A 21419-nucleotide genomic window follows, 5' to 3' on the forward strand; every position below is an offset into this window, starting at 1 on the left:
GGCTCGGTTCATGGCGCGGCCGGCCGACGCCGCCTGAAGGGATCCTGAACGGGGAACGAGATATCCCTGAGCCCTATGTCGGGACAGCCCCGAGAGGCGCCGGCCGGAGCAGACTGGGCACGTGCGGGTACTGATTGTGGATGACGACGCGGCGGTTCGGCAGTCCCTGGAGCGGTCGCTCCGGTTCGAGGGATACGAGGTGGCCACGGCGGCCGACGGGATCGCGGCGCTCGAGCTGATCGCCAGGGAGCGGCCGGACATCGCCATTCTCGACGTGATGATGCCGCGGATGGACGGGCTGGAGGCCTGCCGGCAGCTGCGCGCCCGCGGCGACGACCTGCCCGTGCTCATGCTCACCGCCCGTGACGGGCTCGCTGACCGGGTCAGCGGTCTGGACGTCGGCGCGGATGACTACCTCGTCAAGCCGTTCGCCCTGGAGGAGCTGTTCGCCCGGCTGCGGGCGCTCGCGCGCCGCTCGGCGCTCGCCGCCCGCACCGGCGCCAGGGCCGGCTCCTCCGCGGCGGTCGGCAGCGGCGTGCTCAGCTACGGCGGCGTGGCGCTCGACCCGAGCAGCCGGCAGGTCGTCCGGGGCGGCCGGGAACTGACGCTCACCAAGACCGAGTTCGAGCTGCTGGAGCTCTTCCTCACCCATCCGCGCCAGGTGCTGTCCCGTTCCATGATCATGGAGCGGGTCTGGGGGTACGACTTCGGCCCGTCGTCGAACTCGCTGGAGGTGTTCGTGAGCTACCTGCGGCGCAAGCTCGAGGCGGCCGGTGAGCCACGGCTGCTGCACACCGTTCGCGGCGTCGGCTACGTGCTGCGCGAGCAGTCAGCGGCGCCGGCTCGTGAGCACTCACCGTGACCAACCCGTTCGACCTTCTCGCCGACAGGCATGTCGACCGCCCGCCGGATGGCTCCACGAGCGGTGGCCAGGGCGGCCCCCAGAGTGGCCCCGGCACCGGTGATCCCCGCCGGCGGCGGCGCCGACGGTCATGGTTCTCGCGGCTGGCGCTGCGCAACCGGATGGCGCTGCTGGTCGGCGCCGCGGTGCTGGCCGGAATCGCGGTCGTCGCCGGTGTCGCGCTCGGCGCGACCAACGTCGTCCTGCGCAACTCCATCGACGACCAGCTGCGCCAGCAGGTCCAGGTCGCGGGCGACAACACCAAGCTCTGGTACGACACGGGATCCGACCCCAACAGTCCCGCCGACGACCGCATCCAGATCTACGCGAACACGCTTGGCCTGCGCCTGCAGGTCTTTAGGCTGGACGGCACGATCCTCACGCCGTACAACCCTCAGGACTACGTCCAGCTGCCCGTGGACGGTGCCGATATCGCGATCGCACGGACGCAGGGCGACGAGGTCCGGCTGCGGACGGTGAAGGCCGACGGCAAGGAATACCGGGTTGCCACCAAAGCGCTGCGGATGACGGCCGACGATTTCATCTACAACCCGTTCCCGCGCGACTACCGGATGGCGCCGCTCGAGCTCGGCCTCCAGCTCGCCCGCCCGATGTCGGACGTCACCAGCACGTTGGGTGAGCTCGGCCTGGTGATGCTGGTCGTGGGCATCGTCGGTGTGGGCGGGTCGATGGTCGCCGGCCTGCTGGTGGCGCGCGCAGCCCTGCGGCCGGTCGACGACGCCGCCGCCGCGGCCGAGCATGTGGCCCGCACCCAGGACCTGTCCGCGCTCATCCCGGTGACCGGCACCGACGAGATCGCCCGGCTCGCCGGAAGCCTGAACAGCATGCTGCGCGCCCTCGCGGCCTCCAAGGCGCGGCAGCGCCAACTGGTCGACGACGCCAGCCACGAGCTGCGCACCCCGCTGACCAGCCTGCGTACCAACATCGAGCTGCTCATCCGGTCCGAGGCGAACCCGCACCGCGCGCTGCCCGCGGCCGACCGGGCGGACCTGCTGCGGGACGTCGACGGCCAGACGCGCGAGCTGACCGGGCTGGTGAGCGAGCTCGTCGAGCTCGCGCGCGACGAGGCACCGGTGGAGGAGGTCGAGCGGCTCGACCTGGCCGAGGTGGTGGCCGCGGCCGTCGAGCGGGCGCGGCGGCGCGCGACTCCGAAGGGCATCGTGATCAAGGTGACGTCGGCCCCTTCCTGGGTCGACGGGCGGCCGAACATGCTGGAACGGGCGGTCACCAACCTGCTCGACAACGCGGTCAAGTTCTCCCCGGTGGACTCGGCCGTGCACGTCCAGACCGCCGCCGGCGAGGTGGTCGTCAGCGACGAGGGGCCGGGCATCGCGGCGGAGGACCGCCCGCACGTCTTCGAGCGCTTCTACCGGTCGACCGACGCCCGCAGCCTTCCCGGGTCCGGGCTCGGCCTGGCGATCGTCGCCGACGCGGTGCACACCCACGGCGGCACGGTCACGGCGGGGGAGGCCCCGGACGGCGGCGCGCGCATGCACGTGCGGCTGCCCCTCGCCTCACCGCCGGAAACGCCGCCCGCGCCCTTCTGGGACGGCTCCCAGGCCCCGCCGAGGGAGTCCTGGGCGCCGCCCTGGGCGGCACCAGACCCCCCGTCCGGACCGACGCCGGACCCGCCGGCACCGGGGGCGCTGGACCCGCCCGGTCCGGCGGCCTCGCGGACATTCGACGCGCCGGAGGCGCCGGGCCCTCGCGGCCCTGACATCGAGGCCGTCCGTCGCGCCTATCTCGGTTTCACCACCGCCGATCGCGCCGACCCGCACAGCTCCGGTGGGGGCGCCGACACCAAGCCTTAGACGTCGCATTGTTCCGACTGTCCAACGCGGGGAGCAGGATCCCTGCCCGAGGCGGTGCCCGGCGGCGGGCCTGGAGCGTCCGGCCACGGGACCGCCCTAGGCTGCTCGTCATGGATCTCGCCGACCCCGCGCTCGCCGCGCTCGCCGCGGCCTACGGCGTCGCGACCGGCTACCAGGACGCCCACGACCGGCCGGTCGCCGTCTCGGCCACGGCGGTGCGGCGCGTGCTGGAGCTGATGGGCGTCGACACCGCCGACGCGGCCGCGGCGCTTGACCAGGCTCGGACCGCCCCGTGGCGGCGGCTGTCGCCGGCCAGCGTGGTCGTGAAGGCATCCGCGCCGCGTCCCGTCGTCCTGCGTCTGCCGGCGCGGCTCGTGGCCTCCGTGCGGGGCGGGCCGGAAGCCGACGCCGGTGTGGACTGCGAGCTCGAGCTGGGCGACGGTGGCGGACGGGTCGCGGTGGCGCTCGGAGCGGTGGGGGAGCGCCGGGAGATCGACGGCGAGGAGCTGGCCGCGGTGCTGGCGCCGCTGCCCCCGGGGCTGCCGCTGGGCGACCACACCCTGCGGGTGCGTGCGGGCGGGCGCGAGAGCGTGACCCAGGTCGTCGCCGTGCCGGACCGGGTGCCCGAGCCCACCGACAGCCGCCCTGGCACGCGACCACGCCGACCCGACGCGGGCGTCCCCGGTATCCCTGGGGACCTTCCCAGCGCAGCCTTGGGCGCCGCCGGGCAGGCGTCGGCCTCGCGGGACCACGACCACCGGCGGGGCGACAGGATGTGGGGCTGGATGGCGCAGCTCTACGCGCTGCGCTCGGCCGGCTCGTGGGGGATCGGCGACTACGCCGACCTCGCCCAGCTCGCCGCCTGGTCGGGCTCGGCGGCCGGCGGTCGCGCGGACGTCCTGCTCGTCAACCCGCTGCACGCGGCCGCGCCCACGCTGCCCGTCCAGCCGTCGCCCTACTACCCGACGAGCCGGCGCTTCCTTTCGCCGCTCTACCTGCGCCCGGAACACATCCCCGAGTACGCCGCGGCCGACGAGGCGACCCGCGCCGCCGTCGACGGCTATGCCGCCGCGGCGCGCAAGTCCCAGCAGGGCGGCGGCACCGAGTCCCTCCCGGCGGGGCGGGCGCGGGCGACCGGCGTCGTCGCGGCTGGTCCGGCGGTGGCCGGCGACGACGAGTTCGGCCAGCTGATCGACCGGGACGCCGCGTGGGAGGCCAAGCAGGCGGCGCTGGAGCTGCTGTTCGCCGTCCCGGCGCCGGCGGCCGGCGCCGGCGCCGAGGGCGACGACGAGCTGTCGGGGTTCGCGACGTGGTGCGCACTCGCCGAGCGGCACGGCCCCGACTGGCGGCGATGGCCAGCCGGCCTGCGCGACCGGGACCCCGCCGCCGTCGCCGAGGCCCGGCGCGAGCTCGCGGACCGGGTCGCCTTCCACCGCTGGCTGCAGGACCGCTGCGAGGAGCAGGTGGCCGCGGCCCAGGCCGCCGCGCTCGCGGCCGGGATGCGGGTCGGCGTCGTCCACGACCTGGCCGTCGGCGTGGACCCCGCCGGCGCCGACACCTGGGCCGGCCGGGACGCCTACGCGGCGGGCGCGAGCATCGGCGCTCCGCCCGACACCTTCAACCAGCAGGGCCAGGACTGGGGGCTGCCGCCGTGGCGGCCCGACCGGCTCGCCGCGTCCGGCTACGCGCCGCTGCGCAGTATGGTCGCCGCGGTCCTCGCCCGCGGCGGCGGGCTGCGCGTCGACCACATCCTGGGGCTCTTCCGGCTGTGGTGGATCCCGGTCGGCGCGGGCGCCGCGAACGGCACGTTCGTCCGCTACGACGCCGAGGCGATGCTCGGTGTGATCGCGCTGGAGGCGGCGCGAGCCGGCGCGGTGATCGTCGGCGAGGACCTGGGCACTGTCGAGTCGACGGTCGCGACCACGCTGGCCGGCGCCGGCGTGCTCGGCTCGTCGGTGCTGTGGTTCGAGAACGACGCCGACGGCGTCCCGCTCCCGCCGAGCGCCTGGCGGGAGCGCACGATGGCCAGCGTCACCACGCACGACCTGCCGACCGCCGCCGGCTTCCTGCTGGGCGAGCATGTCCGCGCCCGCGCCGACCGCGGCCTGCTCGGCCGCCCGGTGGCGGACGAGACGGCCGACTGGCGCGTCGCCCGCGACCGCCTGCTGGCCCACCTGCGCTTCCACGGCCTGCTCACCGAGGACGGGGCCACCGCCGCCCAGGGCACGGCACCGGCGGGGACCGCGGACGGCGACGAGCTGGACCCGGCTCTGGTCCGGGACGCCGCGCTCGGGATGCACCGCCTCCTGGTCGCCACACCGGCACGCATCATTCTCGCCGCGCCCGGTGACGCCGTTGGTGACCGCCACCAGCCCAACCTGCCCGGCACGGTCGACAGCTACCCGAACTGGCGCCTTCCGGTCCGTGACGACCGCGGTGTCGCCGTCACCATCGAGGACCTGATGACCGACACCCGGGTCGCCCGTCTTGTCGACATCCTGTCCGAGGTGTCCACGGCCCGCCCGCCGGCTACCACCTGATCGCCGGTGTCCTCTCCCGCCGGCCCAGGTCCGCCGGCAGGGGCACGCTCAAGGGTCTACGTCCGGTGGACGGAATCTGCTGGATGCCTCCGCCCGCGCGAGGCTTCGCCAACTGTCGCGTGGGCTTCGGCCACCGGCGGACCATGCGGCTCTCGCGGGGGACTGGTTGCCGGTAGTCTTCGGAACCGTGACTCGCCGTCCTGTCCGCCGCGGGGCGCGTCGTGCGCTGACGCTGGCCGCGTTGACCACCCTGACCTTGCCGCTCTTCTCCGCGGCGGCTTTCGCGGACGGGGGGAGGATCGGCACGCACTACAGCCCGGATCCGCTCTCTCCGCTGGAGTCCTGGCTGATCTACGGCGGCACTATCGTCGCCGGCTTCCTGGTCGCCCTGATCCTCACCGCGCTGTCCGGCGGCAAGAGCTCGGATCGTTACCGCCCCGGGCAGCCCTGGGAGCACCAGGAGGTCTGGCTCGGCGGTGAGGGGGCCGCCGAGGGCGCCGAGCCGACGGCGCAGGAGACCGCGGGAACGGCGGCGCCGGGCTCCGGCGGAGCCAGTGGCAGCTGGTGAGGCGTTCCGCCAGGACCAGATCGACCGGCTGAACAACGCCCGGCTGCTCGCCGAGCGGCAGACCGGTATCGGTTTTCACGTCCGGGTCGGCGCGGTCTCGGGTGACCCGAAGACCGCCGCCGAGCGGCTCCTCGGCGAGATCGTCGGCGGTCAGTCCGCCGCCGCCGTTCTCGTTCTCGTCTCGCCAGGGCAGCGGTTCGTCCGGATCGCCACCACCCCGGCTGCCCGCCGCCGGATCCCCGACGCGGCCGCCTCGCTCGCCACGTTGTCGATGACATCCAGCTTCGCTGTCGGCGATCTGGTCGGTGGCCTCGTCTCCGGGCTTCGCCAGCTCGCGGACGTGGCCGGACCGCCACCCGAGTCGGTTCCGGTCGGCGCGGCGTAGCCCGGGCAGGTACCTGCCCGGGCTACGCGCGTGGAGCAGTCTCCGGCCAGGCCGACGCGAGCTGTCGCCACGTCGACCCGCCACTGTCCACGAGGCCGTGCCCGCCGGGCCAAGACGGCCGGGCCGCCTTCGTCGGCGCCGCGGCCTAGCCGAGACAGAGACGCATCCGTCTTTGGGCTCGGCCATGGCTCGATCGCCAGTCGCGATCCAGCGCCCAGAACCCTTGCCGCCCTACTGAGTTCGATATATGAACTCACAGATTGCCCGAGGCGCGGGCGGCGGCAACGGAGGTCTGTGACGGTGGATGACGCGTTGCGAACGGCGCCCTCGACGGACGAGGCGGGAGGCTCGGCGGTCCCCACGGGACGTTCCACGACCGCCGCGCCGAGGGAGGTCGCCACCGGCGGCGCGCCCTGGACCGGGCCGGCTGCTGCGCCGACGGGTCAGCCCGGCGCGGCCGGCGCCGGGGCGGGCTGGCGGGCGCGGGCTGTGTTGTGGGTGGTGTGCGCGGCGGTGTTCATGGCCAACCTGGACCTGTTCATCGTCAACATCGCCTTCCCGGACATCCAGCGGGACCTGGGCGGCGGGCTGTCGACGCTGTCCTGGGTGCTCAACGGCTACGCGATCGTCTTCGCGGCGCTGCTCGTGCCCGCCGGGCGGCTGGCCGACCGCCACGGGCACCGGGGCGGGTTCCTGCTCGGCACCGTGCTGTTCACCGCGGCGAGCGCGCTGTGCGCCGCGAGCCCTGGTGTCGGGTCGCTGGTCGTCGGCCGGGTCGTGCAGGCGGCCGGCGCGGCGGTGCTGCTGCCGACGAGCCTCGCGCTGCTGCTCGCGGTGACTCCGGCCGAGGGCCGCGCGGCCGCGGTGCGCGGCTGGGCGGCGGTCGGCGGTCTCGCCGCCGCGCTGGGCCCGGTCGTGGGCGGCCTGCTCGTCGAGCTGGACTGGCGGTGGGTGTTCCTGGTGAACCTGCCGGTCGGCGTCGCGACCCTCGTGCTCGGTGCCCGAGTGCTGCCGCGGCGGCGGGAGGAGAACCCCGGGCCGCTGCCGGATGCCGCCGGCGTGCTCGCGTTGACGGCCGGCATCGGCCTGCTCGCGCTTGGCCTGGTGAAGTCCTCCGACTGGGGCTGGGGGTCGGCCGAGGTCGTCGGGAGCCTGGTGGGCGCCTCCGTGCTGCTGGCCGGGTTCGTCGCGAGGTCGATGCGCCACCCCTCGCCCGTGGTCGAGTTCTCCCTGCTGCGCACGCCGGGGTTCTCGCCCGCGGCGGTCGCGCTGTTCCTGTTCTGCATCGCCTTCGCCGCGATGCTGCTCTCGCTGGTCACTTACATGGCCGGCGCCTGGAACTGGTCGGCCTTGAGGATCGGTCTCGCGGTCACTCCGGGGCCGGCGATGGTGCCGCCGGTGGCGCTGCTGCTGGCGGGCCCGCTGATCGCCCGGTTCGGCCTCTGGCGGACCGCGGGCACCGGCGCCCTGATCTACGCCGTCGGGGCGGCGTGGTGGGCGCTGCGGGTCGGGCAGCACGCGGACTACGCCGCGGACGTGCTGCCCGGCATGCTGCTCACCGGCATCGGCGTGGGGCTTGTGATGCCGACGCTGACCGCCGGGGCGACCGCCGTGCTGCCCCCTGACCGGCTTGCCACCGGCAGCGCGGTGGTGAGCATGGCCCGCCAGGTCGCGAGCGTCCTCGGTGTGGCCATCCTCGTCGCGATCGTCGGTTCTCCGGCGCCTCAGCGATTCGTGCACGCGTTCCACGAGGGCTGGTGGTTCGTCGCGGCCACCAGCCTCGCGGCCTCGGTGACCGCCTTCGTGGGCCTGCGGCCGCGCCGGGCGGCCCTGGCCTAGGCGGCGGCGGCTCGGGCCCTACCGCGTGGTCGCGCGGCCCGCGGCGCGCCGCCGCCGGGCCAGCCGTGGCGGGATCCGCCACGGCTGGCCCAGCGCCGCGAGCCCGCCGGGAAGCCGGCGATCCGGGAGGCCCGGCCTCGGCGCCGCCTCCCCGCCAGCGGCCCTTAGCCGGCGGCCGACGCCGCCTCAACGTCCCTCGCGCGGGCGGCCAAGGCCCGGACGAGCCCGTCGCGGCCCTCGGCGAGGGCGCGGCGCAGCGGGGGCGCCGGGTCCTCGTTAGCGAGGTAGGCGTCCACCTTGTCGATCGTCGCCTGCTCGATGACGCCGTCGGGGAAGAGCATCTGGGTGATCGTCTGCGCGGTGTCGAAGCTGCGCGTCTTCCAGATCTCGGCGATCTCGGCGAAGTAGCGGTCCACGTAGGGCTTCGTCAGCTCCCGCTGGCTGGAGATCCAGAAACCGCCCAGCGTAGCCACCAGGAGGTGGTTGGACAGCTTGTCAGACTCCATGACCGCCGCCCAGGCCGCCGCCTTCGCGTCGGGGGTCGGCCGGGCGCTGCGCGCCGTGGCCGCCCGCTTCTCACCCGCCGCCGTGGCGTCGCGGGCCAGCTCCGCGTCGATCTCGGCGTCGCCGTAGACGCCGCGGGCGACCAGCTGGGTCAGCAGCGTCCAGCGCAGCTCGGTGTCCAGCGCGAGGCCCTCGATCACGTCGCGGCCCTCGAAGATCGCCCGGATCTTCTCGACCTGCCCGGGGTCCTCGGCCTGGGCGAACGTCGTCGTGAACACCAGCTGCAGGTCGCTGCCGCCGGGCGCGGCCCGCATCAGCTCCTCGGCCCGCGCGCACAGTGCCCGCAGCGCCGCCGACCGGTTCGCCGGGTCGCCATAGCTGTCGAGCGTGAGCGCGGCCCGCGCGAGCAGCGTCTGCACGACGCCGATGTCGTCCTCGGCGTCGGCACCGGACAGCACCAGCTGGACGTAGTCGCGGGCGGCGAGCTCCGCGTCGCGGGTCATGTCCCACGCCGCCGCCCAGCACAGCGTGCGCGGCAGCGACGCCCGCACTTTGCCGATGTCGCTGACCAGCGTCCGCAGGGAGTCGTCGTCGAGGCGGATCTTGGCGAACGTCAGGTCGTCGTCGTTGACCAGCAGCAGTTCGGGGCGCCGCGCGCCGACCAGCTTCGCCACCTCGGTGAGCTCGCCGACGACGTCCAGCTCGACCCGCTCGCGCCGGACCAGGTCACCCTTCTCGTCCCGGTCGTAGAGGCCGATCGCGACGCGGTGCGGCCGCAGCGTCTGGGACGCGGTCGGCGGCGAGGACGCCGGCTCCTGGACGACGTCGAACGCGGTGAAAAGACCCGACGAGTCGGTCTCGAACCGCGGGCGCAACGTGTTGACACCGGTGGTTTCCAGCCAGTCGCGCGACCAGGCGGTGAGCTTGCGGCCGCTGGACTTCTCCAGCTCGTCGAGCAGGTCGCGCAGCTCGGTGTTGCCGAACTCGTAGGCGCGGAAGTAGCTGCGCAGGCCGGCGAGGAACTCCTCCTGACCGACCCAGGCGACGAGCTGCTTGAGGACGGAGGCGCCCTTGGCGTAGGTGATGCCGTCGAAGTTCGTGCGCACCGCGTCCATGTCGACGGCGTCCGCGACGATCGGGTGGGTGGACGACAGCTGGTCCTGGCGGTAGGCCCACGCCTTCTCCGCGTTCGCGAACGTCGTCCAGCCGTTGGTGAACCGGGTCGAGTCGACCTGCGCGAGCACCGACATGTAGGTCGCGAACGACTCGTTCAGCCACAGGTCGTCCCACCAGCGCATGGTGACCAGGTCGCCGAACCACATGTGCGCCATCTCGTGCAGGATGGTCTCGGCGCGCCGCTCCCGGCGGGCCTCGGTCACCTTGGCGCGGAAGACATAGTCCTCCAGGAACGTCACGCAGCCGGCGTTCTCCATCGCGCCGGCGTTGAACTCCGGCACGAACAGCTGGTCGTACTTGCCGAACGGGTACCGGTAGTCGAACACCCGGTGGTAGAAGTCGAAGCCCTGCCTGGTGATCTCGAACAGCTCCGCCGGGTCGAGGAACTCCGCGAGCGAGCGCCGGCAGTACAGCCCGAGGTCGATGCCATCGTGGTGGTCGCGGACCTCGTGGTACGGGCCGGCGACCAGCGCGGTGATGTAGGTGGACATCACCGGGGTCTGCAGGAATCGGATCACGCGCACGCCGATCGCCGCCTCGGTGACAGCCGCGACCGGGCCGTTCGAGATGATCTTCCAGTCGGCCGGGGCGGTGACGCTCAGCGTGAAGGAAGCCTTCAGGTCGGGCTGGTCGAAGCAGGCGTACATCCGGTGCGCGTCATACGTCTCGAACTGGGTGTAGAGGTATACCGCCTCGTCGACCGGGTCGACGAACCTGTGCAGGCCCTCACCCGTGCGCGAGTAGGCGCAGTCGGCGGCGACGACGAGCCGGTTCGACTCGGCGAGGTTCGCCAGCGTGATCCGGTCGCCGTCGAACACCTCGGCGGGGTCCAGTGCGACGCCGTTGAGCGCGATCTCCCGCACCGCCGGCGCCGCCAGCTCGATGAAGGTCGTCGCTCCGGGCTCGGTCGCGGTGAACGTGACGGTGGTCGTCGACGCGAAGGTCTCGTGACCGGTCGTCAGGTCGAGCTCGACGTCGTAGGAGGAGACGTTCAGCAGGCGGGCGCGCGCGCTCGCCTCGTCACGGGTGAGGTTGTTCGGCACTCGGATCCTCTCTTGACTCCCGGTAGCCTCCGAAGGCGCGAAGAAGAACATTTTCGCACCTCCTTTGGCCACACGACTCCCGGTAGCCTCCGGAGGCGCGAAGAAGAGCATTTTCGCGCCTCCTTTGGCCACGTGACTCCGGTAGGCCTCCGGAGGCGCGAAGAAGAGCATTTTCGCGCCTCCTTTGGCCACGTGCCTCGGTAGGCCTCCGAAGGCGCGGCGGAAGAACCATTCCCGCCAGTCTTCCACGCTGCGTGGGCGGCCGGGCCGTGCCCGCGCTCATCGCGCCGCCCACGGTGGCGCGTGCCGGGTCGGGCTGTCAGCGGTCCATCAACGATGTGGGACGATTCCGGCGTGGTCTCGGGGCCGCGCGTCCGGCCGGCCGGTTCCGCGGTCCGGCCCTGAATCGCCGGTTATCCGGCACAACGCTCGACCGGAGGAGAGCGCCAGGTGGAACGGGCCGCGCGCGGCGAGCAGTCCGACCCGCCGCCGCCGCCAGGCGGCGACGACACGCCGGACGCGGACGCCCACGGCACGGACGAGGTCGACAACACCGCCGAGGTCGACAACACCGCCGATGTCGCTGACACCGCCGACAGCGGCGACACCGGGAGCGGCAATGGCGCCGGGGACGGCGACGGCACTGGGAGCCCCGACGAAGTTGGCGGCTCCGACGACGCGGACGTCGTCGATGCCGACCCTGATGCCGATGACCCTGATGCCGATGACCCTGATGCCGATGACGCCGATGCCGATGACGCCGACCGCGCTGGTCCGGATGACGGGCCGGGTGATGACGGGCCGGGCGCGGGAGCACCCCCTCCGGGCGGGCGCCTCCGAGCGAACCTGCAGGGGCGGGTCCAGGCGCGCCGGGCCGCCAGCGCCGCCGCCGCCCGCCGGGCCGCCGAGGTGGCCGAGGCCGAGGCGGCGGCGCGCCGGGCTGAGGCCGACGCGCGGCGGGCCGCGGCGGCCGAGGAGGCCGCCCGGCTCTCGACACGGGATCGGGCCGAACGGGCGGTGCCGCTGGCGTTACGAGTCAGCGCCGGCTGGTCGTGGCGGCTGCTTGTCGTCGCCGCCGCGGTCTACGTCGTGGTGGTCGTGCTCGGGCGGATCCGCACCGTCGTCATCCCTGTCGTCGCCGGCCTGCTGATCAGCGCGCTGATCGTCCCGATCGCGCACCGGCTGCAGCGGATCGGCGTGCCGCGGCTGGCCTCGGCGTTCATCGCGCTGCTGACCTTCTTCGTCCTGATCGGTGGCGCGGCGGTCGCCGTCGGTTTCAACGCGGCCAATGAGTTGCCGAAGGTCATCGACCAGGTCAGTGCGGGTATCGACCAGGTCCGCGACTACCTGATCAACGGCCCGCTGAACCTGTCGCAGAAGCAGATCGACGACCTGGTCAACAGCATCCAGCATTCGCTCAGCGAGAACCGGGGCAAGGTGCTGTCCGGTGTGATCACAACAGCCTCGGTGCTGTTCGAGGTGCTCACCACCATCCTGGTCACGCTGTTCGCCACCTTCTTCTTCGTCTATGACGGCGCCGGGATCTGGGACTGGATCGTGTCCCGGTTCCCGGCGACCGCCGAGGAGCGGGTCCGCGGCGCGGGCAGGGAGGCGTGGAACACCCTCACCGGCTACATCCGCGGCACCGTGTTCGTCGCGGTCGTCGACTCCCTCGGCATCTCCATCGGCCTGGTCGCGGTGGGCACGCCCCTGGTCGCTCCGCTGGCACTTCTGACGTTCTTCGGTGGATTCATTCCGATCATCGGCGCGACGGTGGCTGGCGTCGCGGCCATTCTGGTCACGCTGGTGGCCAAGGGAGTGGTGCCGGCGATCATCGTGGCCGGCGTGGTGCTGTTCGTCCAGCAGGTCGAGGGCCACCTGCTGCAGCCACTGGTGATGCGCCGCGCGGTGCGGCTGCACCCGCTCGCGATCGTGATCGCGCTGTCGGCCGGCGCCGTGCTCGCCGGGATCCCCGGAGCGGTCGTCGCCGTGCCGACCGTGGCGGTGATCAACCGGGTGGCGAGATATCTCGCCGCAAGCGGGAAGGCACCGCCCGCGGCGGATGGTTGACGCCGGATGGGGAACGTGGCGGGCGACAGCCCCGCCGGGTGGACCGTCCGGACAGGAGACAGCACGTGACTGCAGGGACAGGCGTCGAGACTGTGTCATCGGTGGCCGGGAGCGGGCCGGCGGTAGTGGCCGATTTCTGGTTCGACCCGAGCTGCCCGTGGGCGTTCCTGACGTCCCGGTGGATGCTCGAGGTCCAGAAGGTGCGGCCCGTCGAGATCCGCTGGCACGTCATGAGCCTGGCGGTACTCAACGGCGGGCGTGACGACATTCCCGAGCCCTACAAGTCGATGATCCCGCTGATGTGGGGCCCGGTCCGGATCGCCGTGGCCGCGGCCGCCGCGCACGGCGACGAGGTGCTCGGGCCGCTCTACACCGCGCTCTCGCGGCGCCGCCACGTCGACAAGGTGGAGTGGGGCCGCGACGTCTTCGAGGCCGCGCTGGCCGAGGTCGGCCTGCCGGTGTCGCTCGCCGACGCGGCCGAGTCCACGGAGTACGACGAGCAGGTGCGCGCGAGCCACGCCGAGGGCATCGGCCGCGTCGGCATGGACGTCGGCACCCCGGTGGTCGCCGTGGGCGATGTGGCGCTGTTCGGCCCGGTCATGACCCCGACGCCGACCGGTGAGGCGGCTGGCCGGCTGTGGGACGGTTTCCTGCTCGTGGCCCAGACGCCGGGCTTCTACGAGCTCAAGCGGACCCGCGATGTCGGCCCGACGTTCGACAATCTGACCTTTGACGTGCCGACGGTGAGCGCGGACCCGACCTTCGGCGGGTTGGTGAGGCCGAACCCGGCGACCACGTCCGAGCCGGTCGAGCGGCCGGAGAAGCTCGCCGCCCGCGAGTCCTGACCGGCGCGAGTCTCACGGGATGGTGGGGGCGCGGCGGCGACGTCCACCGCGCCACCGCCACGCCGTGCCGCGCGAGAGGGCATGATGGCTCATCGTGCGCGTCCATCTCGGTTCTGACCATGCCGGCTACCACCTGAAGACCGCCCTCATCGAGCGGCTGGCAGAGCTCGGCCACACCCCGGTAGACCACGGCCCAGGCGAGTACGACCCCGACGACGACTACCCCCCGTTCGTCATGGCCGCCGCCGCGGCCGTCGCCGCCGAGTCGGGCAGCCTCGGGATCGTCATCGGCGGATCCGGCAACGGCGAGGCCATCGCCGCCAACAAGGTCGCCGGGGCGCGCGCGGCACTCGCCTGGTCCGAGGAGACCGCGCGGCTCGGCCGCCAGCACAACGACGCGAACGTGCTCAGCCTGGGCGCGCGGATGCACGAGGTCGCCGAGGCGGTCGCCTTCGCCGAGGTGTTCCTGTCGACTCCGTTCTCCGACGAGGCGCGGCACACCCGCCGCCTGCGGATGCTGACCGCCTACGAGCGCACCGGCGAGCTCCCGCCCGTCCCTTCCGGCGCCCCCGTCCCGCCCGCGGTCTGACCGCGCCGGGCAGCCCAGCTCGGCGACGGCCGCCCGCTGGGCCGGGCGGGACTCGCCCGGTCGGCCGCTGTCCGGTCCCGGTCGGGCCCGGACCGGTCGGCGCCGGCCCGCGCCTGGAGCCGTTCGGCGATGACCCTCTCGGCCTGGGTGACGTCGTCCGCGTCCGGGCGGGCGACGTCACGGGCCCGCATGGCCGCGCTGAGGCTGAGCTTGCTGCGTCCGGCGCCGACGAGTCCGCGCAGTGCGCCGTCGGCGTCGTCGCCGGTCCGTCGTCCCCGCCCGCCTGCCGGCCACGTCCGACTCTCCCGCGGCGGCCCCGTGGGCTCGTCGCCACTGGGGGAGGGTGGCGGCGCTGGCCAGCGCCGTGACGCCCGAGCCCGTACCGGACGAGCCTCGGGCGGCGGCTTCCCGCCATGGCCGCCCTCGTGACCTCCTTCGCGCGAGCCCTCGTGCCCAGCCTCGCGTGACCCATCGCGCCAGCCGTCCCGATCTCGGTCCCGCCCAAGGCCAGCCATGTTTCCTCCGTCCCCAGGCCGTCCGCGCCCGCCGGCCGCCCGTTGCCGGCCGCGCGGCCGGCAACGGGCGGCCGGCGACAGGAGAGTCCATTGTCCGGCGCGCCCGCCGATGAGGCGGCTGGTTCGCTCATGGAACCAGCTCATCGAAAGGCCACGTGTCGCCCAATCGTCACCCACCGTGGGGGCGACGGGGCGCCGTTGGTGGCCGGCCGCGATGGTGGGCGGCGCGCGGGTGTGCGTCCGGCGGCGCGCGCGGGCGGCGCGATCAGCCGTCGTGTCATGGGGATGTGCACGTTCTGTTGCTTTTTGTCTAGCAGTGGTTCGTGTTGGGTGTACTGCTCCGTAACGTCAATGTAGGTATCAACGTCCGGGCAACGGCGCGCCATCGGTAACTTGTCTGCCGAGTTGGCGGCGGATGGGTGAGTAAAGTTCCACGATGTCGGACTCGTCCCTGGACGATGCTTTTCGACACATCAGCCCGAAGATGCTATTCGCGCAACGGCCGGCAGGCGCCTGTCGCGAAGTCGGCGCAGCGTGGGGTGGGACTTTGGACTGGGTGCCCGTGAGCGTGGTCATCCCGGCGTTCAACGAGGCCCGCCGGCTCCCCTGGTCGCTCCCCGTCCTCTCGGACGTCCTACGCCGGTTTCCCGGCGCCGAGCTGATCGTCGTCGACGACGGCAGCACCGACGACACCGCCCGGATAGCCGGCGAACTGCTGCGCGACGTACCGAACAGCCGGGTGATCAGACTCCCGTGGAACAACGGGAAGGGCGCCGCGGTCCGGGTCGGCGTGGCCGCCGCCATCGGCGAGGCGATCGTGTTCATGGACGCCGACCTGGCCTCCGACGTCTCCGACCTGCCGCTGCTGCTGGCGGAGCTGGAGCATGCCGAGGTCGTGCTCGGCTCGCGCCGGCTCGGCCGGGGCGCGGACCGCGCCGCCTCGCGCCGCCTGGGCAGCTGGGCGTTCAACCAGCTCACCCGCTCGCTGGTCTCCCTCGACCTTGCCGACACCCAGTGCGGCTTCAAGGCGTTCCGCCACGCCGAGGCAAAGGTCCTCTTCGGCCTGTCGCAGGTAAACGGATTCGGCTTCGACGTCGAGGTGCTCAGCCTCGCGCGATCGCTCGGCTACCGGATCGCCGAGATCCCGGTTCGCTGGTCGGAGGAGCCGGGGGGGACGTTCCGGGTCGTCCGGCACACCCCGGCGATGCTGGCCGAGCTCGCGCGGGCACGCCGCCATGCCCACCGGGCCGTGCCAGGAGGGCCGGTGACACCCAGCGCGTGGCCGAGCCGGGGCCGCGACGTCGCCGGGCCGCCGAAGCCGGCCACGGACCCGTCGCCGGCGAGCCCGCCCGCGGCGCAGGCCGGAAGCCCGCCGTCGGCCGCGCCGACGCAGGTTCCGGCTCTGCCCCAGGAAGTGCCCCAGGAAGCCGGTCGCATCCGCGGCTTGTAACGCGGCGACGAGCGGGACGGCGGGGCGTCGGCGGTACGGTCCCGGCCGCCCGCCCCGGGCCTGCCGCCGGTCTGAGCGCGTGGCGCCGCCGGCGGCGCCCGCCGGACATCTCCTGGCTGTGACACGGGCCCCTGGCCGTGCGCGGGTCGGTCAGCGGTCAGCGGCGATGTTGGGGGACGCGGCGCTCTCCCAGCCGGCGTCCATGGGGTGCGCGTCAGCGTCGGAGGACCAGGCCCGGCCGGTGGCGAGGAGCAGGTCGGTGCCGGTGGCGGGGCGCAGGCGCGCGGTGTGGCCGGGGACGCCAGCCCGGGCGAGCGCCGCGCGGGCCTGGGCCGGCGACGCGCCGTAGAGGAGCGCCACCGCGCCGTCGGCTGGGGGCTCGCCTCCGTCCGCGAGGCTCGTCCGGTAGACGAGGTCCGTCCGGCGCAGCCGCGGCGGCGGCTCGTCGCGCCCCAATGGGAACCGGACGAGAGTGACGGCGTTGTCGGGCCGACGCCGGTCGCGCCGGCCAGCGCGGGCGAGCTCGGCGTCGAGGACCGTCGCGAGGAGCGCGGCGGTCGCCTCCCAGCGGAACCCGGCCGCCCACCGGCGCGCGCCGGTGCGCAGCGCGGCCGCGCGGGCCGGGTCGCGCAGCTCGGCGAGCGCCAGATCGACGGTCTCGGCAAGCCTCGCGGGCGTGTCGAGCAACCAGCCGGTCTCGCCGTCGCGGACCGCGTCCCGCAGCCCCGGCACCCGGAAGGCGACCGCCGGGACCCCCAGCGCGTTCGCCTCCAGCACGGACAGTCCCCAGCCCTCGCCGTGCGACGGGTTGACCGTCAGCCAGGCGCTGGCCAGCAGCGTGTCGCGGGTCGCCGCGTCGGTGTGGCCATGCCAGCGGAGAACCGCGCCGCTGTCCGGGCCGCCCTGGTCCAGACCGAGCTCGCCGGCGCGCGCGGTCAGCCGTTCCCGGTCAGGGCCGTCACCGACGAGGTGCACCACCAGGCCGGGATGGCTCGCGGCCAGGGTGGGGATCGCCTCGAGCAGCAGGTGCAGCCGCTTGTGCGGGACCAGGCGGCCGACGCAGACGACCGTCGGGCTCGCCGCCTGGCCGGTGTCGGTGTCGGTGGGGACGATCGCCGGGGTCACCCCGTTGGGGACGAGGAAGCGCGGCCCGGGCAGGCCCAGCACGGTTCGTGCCTCGTCCCGCGTCGACGGGGACACGGCCGCGACCGGGCGGCGCCGGTAGACCCAGCGGCTGCCCGGCGCCTCCAGCAGCTGGCCCACCCGGGCGACCGGGCCGGGGAAGAACAGCGGGAACTGCTTCTGGTGCACGTGGTGGAGCACCTGCACCACCGGGGTGGCCGCGGGCAGCACCAGCGGGCTGAAGAACGGGATCCCGTTCTGGCAGTCGACCACCGCGTCGACGCCGCGTGGTGACCTGGCGAGCCGGGCCAGCCGGCGAAGCACCGACGGGTAGACGCCGAACGCGCCGCCGCCGCGGTGGACCATGACGCCGTCCGTGTCGGCCAGGGCCGGCAGCCCCGGCGGCCGGGCCGTGAGCAGTGTGACCTTCACGCCGGCGGCCGCGAACCGCGCGGCGACCGACTGGCAGAAAAGCTCGGCGCCGCCCGCCTGGGGATGCTCCAGATCCCGCCAGTTCAGGAAGACCACGTGCCGGCCGGCCAGCCGGCCGACCGCGCGCGCCGCGATGTCAGCGTGTGGCTGCTCGCCGGGCGCGTAGGCAGGGGTGCCCACAGGTGGTCCGTCCTTCCTCGTCGGCCGCCCATGGCCGGACCCACCGTCACGCGGCCCGCGCCGGACAACCTGGACATCCACGACTCTAAGAGGTCAGGCCACACCGCCGGGCGCAGCCCCGCCCCGACGAGGCCTCAGCGCAACCCAGCCACCGCTAGTGACAGCGCATTGGCGCAATGCCAAAGCGACCACGTCCTGACCTCGGCCCAGAGCAGCCCCGTCCATACGCATCAGCCCCGGAACCAGGTGGGGAGGGCGCTCAGCGCCCGACACGGGGCGAGCGCGTCCAGCGCCTCGCCCCGGCGGAAGGTTCCCAAGGCTCAGTCATACGATTGCGCGGGTCCTGGGCCGACATGGCCGGCCGGAGACCGTTACCCGGCGTAGTGGGAGAGGGCGATGGCGCTGGTGGTTCGGCGGGACCTCGTCGCCGAGCTGTTGCGTGGTCCGGCGGCCCTTGCCATCGCCGGCGTCCTGACCAATGGCTTCAACCTGATCATGAACCTGGTGCTCGCCCGGGCGCTTGATCCGGCCGGGTACGGCGCCTTCGGGGTTCAGACCAACATTTTCATGATCCTTTCGGTTGTCGGCACGGCGGTGCTGACGGCGACCGTGCACCGCGAGTCGGCCCAGATCGGCGACACCCGCCGTGAGCGGCGTGCCTGGATCCGCCAGCTACGCAACGTCACCTGGGTCGCGATCCTGGTCGCCTCGCTCCTCTCGCTCGCGTTGTGCAAGCCGATCGCGGTGGTGCTGTCCTACCCGCACCCGTTCGCGATCGCCGAGGCGGCCGTCGCCGCCGCGATCTGGGTGGCGCTCTGTGTCGAGCGTGGCCTCCTGCAGGCCAGGGGCAACTACCCGGCGCTGGCGCGCAACCTGGTCTTCGAGTCGGGCTTCCGGATCACCTGCGTCGTCGTCCTCGTCTCGGCCGGCCTCGGCGTGAACGGCGCCGGTCTCGCCCTCGCTCTCGGCTGCCTCGCCGGCGGCGAGCACGCCCGCCACGCGGTCGCGCGCACGCCGTCGCTGATCCGCCGCGCCTTGGGCACCCGGCTGAGCGAGCGGACCGAGGGCGTCACGCCCACGGCGACGGGGCCGATCCCGATCGTGCCGGTGGCGGCGTCGCCCCGGCGTACCAGGGACAGCCTGATCGCCGAGTCGTCGGTCGCGCTGGCCACGCTGGTGCCGCTCGCGTTGCTGCAGAACATGGACGTCGTCATCGTCGGCTGGCGCAACCCGAGCGGCGTCGGCGGCTACGCGGCGATCTCCACGGCCTGCAAGGTGCCGGTGTTCATCGGTCTGGCGGTGGCCAACTTCCTGCTGCCGGAGGCCGCCCGCCGGCGCAGAGAGGGCCTGCCGGCCGGGCGGGCGCTCGCGATGGCGCTGGTGTTCGTGGTGACGCCAGGGCTGTTCCTGGCTGCCGTCGGCGCGGTCGCCGGCCGCCAGATGCTCTCTCTGGTGTTCGGTCCCGACCTCGCGGTGGCGGCGCCCTCGCTGTGGGTGCTGGCGATCGCGATGACGTGCCTCGCGGCCACCCTGATGTTCGCCACCTACCTGCTTGGCGCCGGCTACCGGAAGATCGTCTGGGCGCTGACCTGCTGCACCCCGCTGACCGCGGTCGTGCTCACGCTCGCGGGTGGCATGGTGATGCGGACGGCCCTGGCGGGTCTCGCCTGCCAGGCGTTCACGGCCACCGTCGCCGGCGCGCTCGTGTACCGGCTGCACAGCCACCACCTCGCCCCCGCCACGGCCGCCCACCATGTCGGTACCGACGGGGTGGGCAGGGGAGCGGAGGCCGCTCCCGTGGAGGCCGCTTCCGCGGACGCCGCCTCAACAGAAGCCGGCTCTCGCTCCGCGTCGGTAACGGGCACGACGGACGTACCGGGCCTGACCGGGGCGAACGAGCCATTTGATGCGTCAGCGGCACAGACCCGGCATAATCTGACGGGTCACGAGCGGCCCTCGCCGAGTGTGACGGCGAACTGACTCGTCGGGACCGCGGTCCTTGGCGGCAGTAGCCAGAGATGGTCACGGTAAGTACAGCCCACAGGGACCTGAACGCAAAAAGTAACACAAAGTTACTAGGCCTAAAGAGTGCGCGTCCGTGGACGAATGGCTACAGTACTGACACGCTTGACACTCTATGTCGTAGATGTATGTCTGTTCAGCGGCCGGAAGCTGGCGCCCGACGGCCCAACATGCCCTGTTGTTCATCTATTGACGCGGCGGGGGTTTTGATGGGCAAGGTCTCTTTAAGTGTTGTTATCCCGGCTTTCAATGAGGCCCACCGGCTTCCGTCGTCCCTTCCCGTCCTTTCGGATGCCCTGCGTGCCCTTTCGCTCGACGACGCCGAGGTGATCGTCGTTGACGACGGCAGTGTCGACGACACCGCCGAGATAGCCGCGGAACTGCTGCGCGACCTGGCGAAAGGCCGTGTCATCAGCCTGCCGAGCAACAATGGGAAGGGCGCCGCGGTGCGGGCCGGAGTCGCCGCCGCCACGGGCGAGGCGATCGTGTTCATGGACGCCGACCTGGCCTCCGACGTCTCCGAGCTGCCGGCGCTGCTGGCGGCGCTCCAGGACGCCGAGGTGGCGCTCGGGTCGCGCCGGCTGGGCCACGGCGTCGACCGCGCCGTCACCCGTCGCGTGGGCAGCTGGGCGTTCCACGGGATCTCCCGACTGCTGGTTCCGCTCGGCCTCGCTGACACCCAGTGCGGCTTCAAGGCTTTCCGGCACGCCGAGGCGAAGATCCTCTTCGACCGGTCCGAGGCCACCGGCTTCGGTTTCGACGTCGAGGTGCTCGCCATCGCCCGGTCGCTGGACTACCGGATCGCTGAGGTTCCGGTGCGCTGGATCGAGAAGCCGGACGGGACGTTCCGCGCCGGGCGGCACACTCCAGCGATGCTCGTCGACCTGCTCAGGGCCCGCCGGCATATCACCCGGGCAGGCCAGCGGGCGCGCGTCGCCGGGCTCGTGCCCGCCGGGCCGCCGCGTGGCGGAGGCAACGGCCAGGCAGGGGGCGGCCGTAGCGGCCCGGGCCCCGCTGGCCTTGGCAGGGCCGGCCGGCCAGCAGTCACCCCGTCGGCGGCTTCGGCGGAGCCGAGACGCCCTGACCGGGTCCCGATCCGGCCGGTGTCACCGGCGCCACCGGCGTGGCTGCGGGCCGGGGGGAGGTCTGTGCTGCCCTGCTCGCCCACCCCGCACGCGGATTCAGCCAGGCCGAGGCGCCTTGACCGGGCACCGGCATGGCCGGCCTCGTCGACCTCACCGGCCTCGGCTACGGCGGCCGCACCGGTTTCGTCGGCCTCACCGGCGTCGCAGGCGTGGCTGCGGGCCGGGGCGAGGTCCGCGCTGCCGCGCTCGCCAACGATGCGGCCGGCCGGCCCGGCCAGGCACCGATGAGGCCGGGCCGGCCGGGCTGGCCGGCAGCCCGCG

Annotated in this window: 14 protein-coding genes; 12 read left to right on the forward strand and 2 right to left on the reverse strand. The window is 73.5% G+C overall.

Translation table 11 applies throughout. The annotated features are described in order from the left end of the window. Positions 1–121: 121 nt before the first annotated feature. From BCD48_RS29980 to BCD48_RS30005, 6 genes are all read left to right on the forward strand, one after another. Positions 122–862 carry a response regulator transcription factor gene (locus BCD48_RS29980; protein WP_071051737.1) on the forward strand — a complete coding sequence of 247 codons (741 nt, stop codon included), beginning with the start codon at positions 122–124 and terminating at the stop codon, positions 860–862. Then, positions 859–2733: a sensor histidine kinase gene (locus BCD48_RS29985; protein ID WP_071051738.1), complete on the forward strand. Its 1875-nt coding sequence runs from the start codon at positions 859–861 to the stop codon at positions 2731–2733. Before BCD48_RS29980 ends, BCD48_RS29985 begins: the two co-directional genes overlap by 4 nt. 110 nt (positions 2734–2843) lie before the next feature. Continuing rightward, positions 2844–5273: a 4-alpha-glucanotransferase gene (locus tag BCD48_RS29990; RefSeq protein WP_071051739.1), complete on the forward strand. Its 2430-nt coding sequence runs from the start codon at positions 2844–2846 to the stop codon at positions 5271–5273. Between the two features lie 241 nt (positions 5274–5514). After that, on the forward strand, positions 5515–5841 hold the full coding sequence (locus BCD48_RS29995) for a hypothetical protein (protein WP_241842098.1): 327 nt from the start codon (positions 5515–5517) through the stop codon (positions 5839–5841). Further along, complete coding sequence (locus BCD48_RS30000) at positions 5828–6226, forward strand: DUF5130 family protein (protein ID WP_071051740.1); 399 nt, start codon at positions 5828–5830, stop codon at positions 6224–6226. The genes BCD48_RS29995 and BCD48_RS30000 overlap by 14 nt, the downstream gene beginning before the upstream one ends. Positions 6227–6520: 294 nt before the next feature. Further along, positions 6521–8065 carry an MFS transporter gene (locus BCD48_RS30005; RefSeq protein WP_241842099.1) on the forward strand — a complete coding sequence of 515 codons (1545 nt, stop codon included), beginning with the start codon at positions 6521–6523 and terminating at the stop codon, positions 8063–8065. 164 nt (positions 8066–8229) lie between these two features. Here the strand turns inward: BCD48_RS30005 and pepN are convergent, their stop codons facing one another. After that, complete coding sequence (gene pepN / locus BCD48_RS30010) at positions 8230–10788, reverse strand: aminopeptidase N (RefSeq protein ID WP_071051741.1); 2559 nt, start codon at positions 10786–10788, stop codon at positions 8230–8232. 450 nt (positions 10789–11238) lie between these two features. Here pepN and BCD48_RS30015 point away from each other — a divergent pair, with 450 nt between their 5' ends. The 4 genes from BCD48_RS30015 (at position 11239) to BCD48_RS30035 (ending at position 16257) form a co-directional block, all read left to right on the forward strand. Then, the gene (locus BCD48_RS30015; protein ID WP_083419409.1) at positions 11239–12858 is read left to right on the forward strand and encodes an AI-2E family transporter; all 1620 of its coding nucleotides are present in this window, start codon (positions 11239–11241) and stop codon (positions 12856–12858) included. 65 nt (positions 12859–12923) lie between these two features. Beyond that, positions 12924–13703 (forward strand): mycothiol-dependent nitroreductase Rv2466c family protein, encoded by a 780-nt coding sequence (locus tag BCD48_RS30020; protein WP_083419410.1) that lies wholly within the window; start codon positions 12924–12926, stop codon positions 13701–13703. A gap of 94 nt (positions 13704–13797) precedes the next feature. Next, positions 13798–14292, forward strand: a complete 495-nt coding sequence (locus BCD48_RS30025) for a ribose-5-phosphate isomerase (RefSeq protein ID WP_071051742.1) — start codon at positions 13798–13800, stop codon at positions 14290–14292. A 1077-nt stretch (positions 14293–15369) separates the two neighbouring features. Beyond that, on the forward strand, positions 15370–16257 hold the full coding sequence (locus BCD48_RS30035) for a glycosyltransferase (RefSeq protein ID WP_241842100.1): 888 nt from the start codon (positions 15370–15372) through the stop codon (positions 16255–16257). Positions 16258–16407: 150 nt separating this feature from the next. Here the strand turns inward: BCD48_RS30035 and BCD48_RS30040 are convergent, their stop codons facing one another. Further along, on the reverse strand, positions 16408–17991 hold the full coding sequence (locus BCD48_RS30040) for a glycosyltransferase family 4 protein (protein ID WP_397428730.1): 1584 nt from the start codon (positions 17989–17991) through the stop codon (positions 16408–16410). 396 nt (positions 17992–18387) lie between these two features. On the opposite strand from BCD48_RS30040, the gene BCD48_RS30045 reads away from it, so the two are divergent. Further along, complete coding sequence (locus tag BCD48_RS30045) at positions 18388–19971, forward strand: oligosaccharide flippase family protein (protein ID WP_241842101.1); 1584 nt, start codon at positions 18388–18390, stop codon at positions 19969–19971. Positions 19972–20222: 251 nt separating this feature from the next. Beyond that, on the forward strand, positions 20223–21386 hold the full coding sequence (locus BCD48_RS30050) for a glycosyltransferase (RefSeq protein ID WP_083419412.1): 1164 nt from the start codon (positions 20223–20225) through the stop codon (positions 21384–21386). Positions 21387–21419: the final 33 nt, after the last annotated feature.

The sequence above is a fragment of the Pseudofrankia coriaricola genome, assembly GCF_001854805.1.
GTDB lineage: Bacteria > Actinomycetota > Actinomycetes > Frankiales > Frankiaceae > Pseudofrankia.

Coding starts and splice junctions, on each gene's coding strand:
- BCD48_RS30045 (WP_241842101.1), top strand. CDS start 18,388: ATGGCGCTGGTGGTTCGGCGGGACCTCGTCGCCGAGCTGTTGCGTGGT.
- BCD48_RS29990 (WP_071051739.1), top strand. CDS start 2,844: ATGGATCTCGCCGACCCCGCGCTCGCCGCGCTCGCCGCGGCCTACGGC.
- BCD48_RS30050 (WP_083419412.1), top strand. CDS start 20,223: ATGGGCAAGGTCTCTTTAAGTGTTGTTATCCCGGCTTTCAATGAGGCC.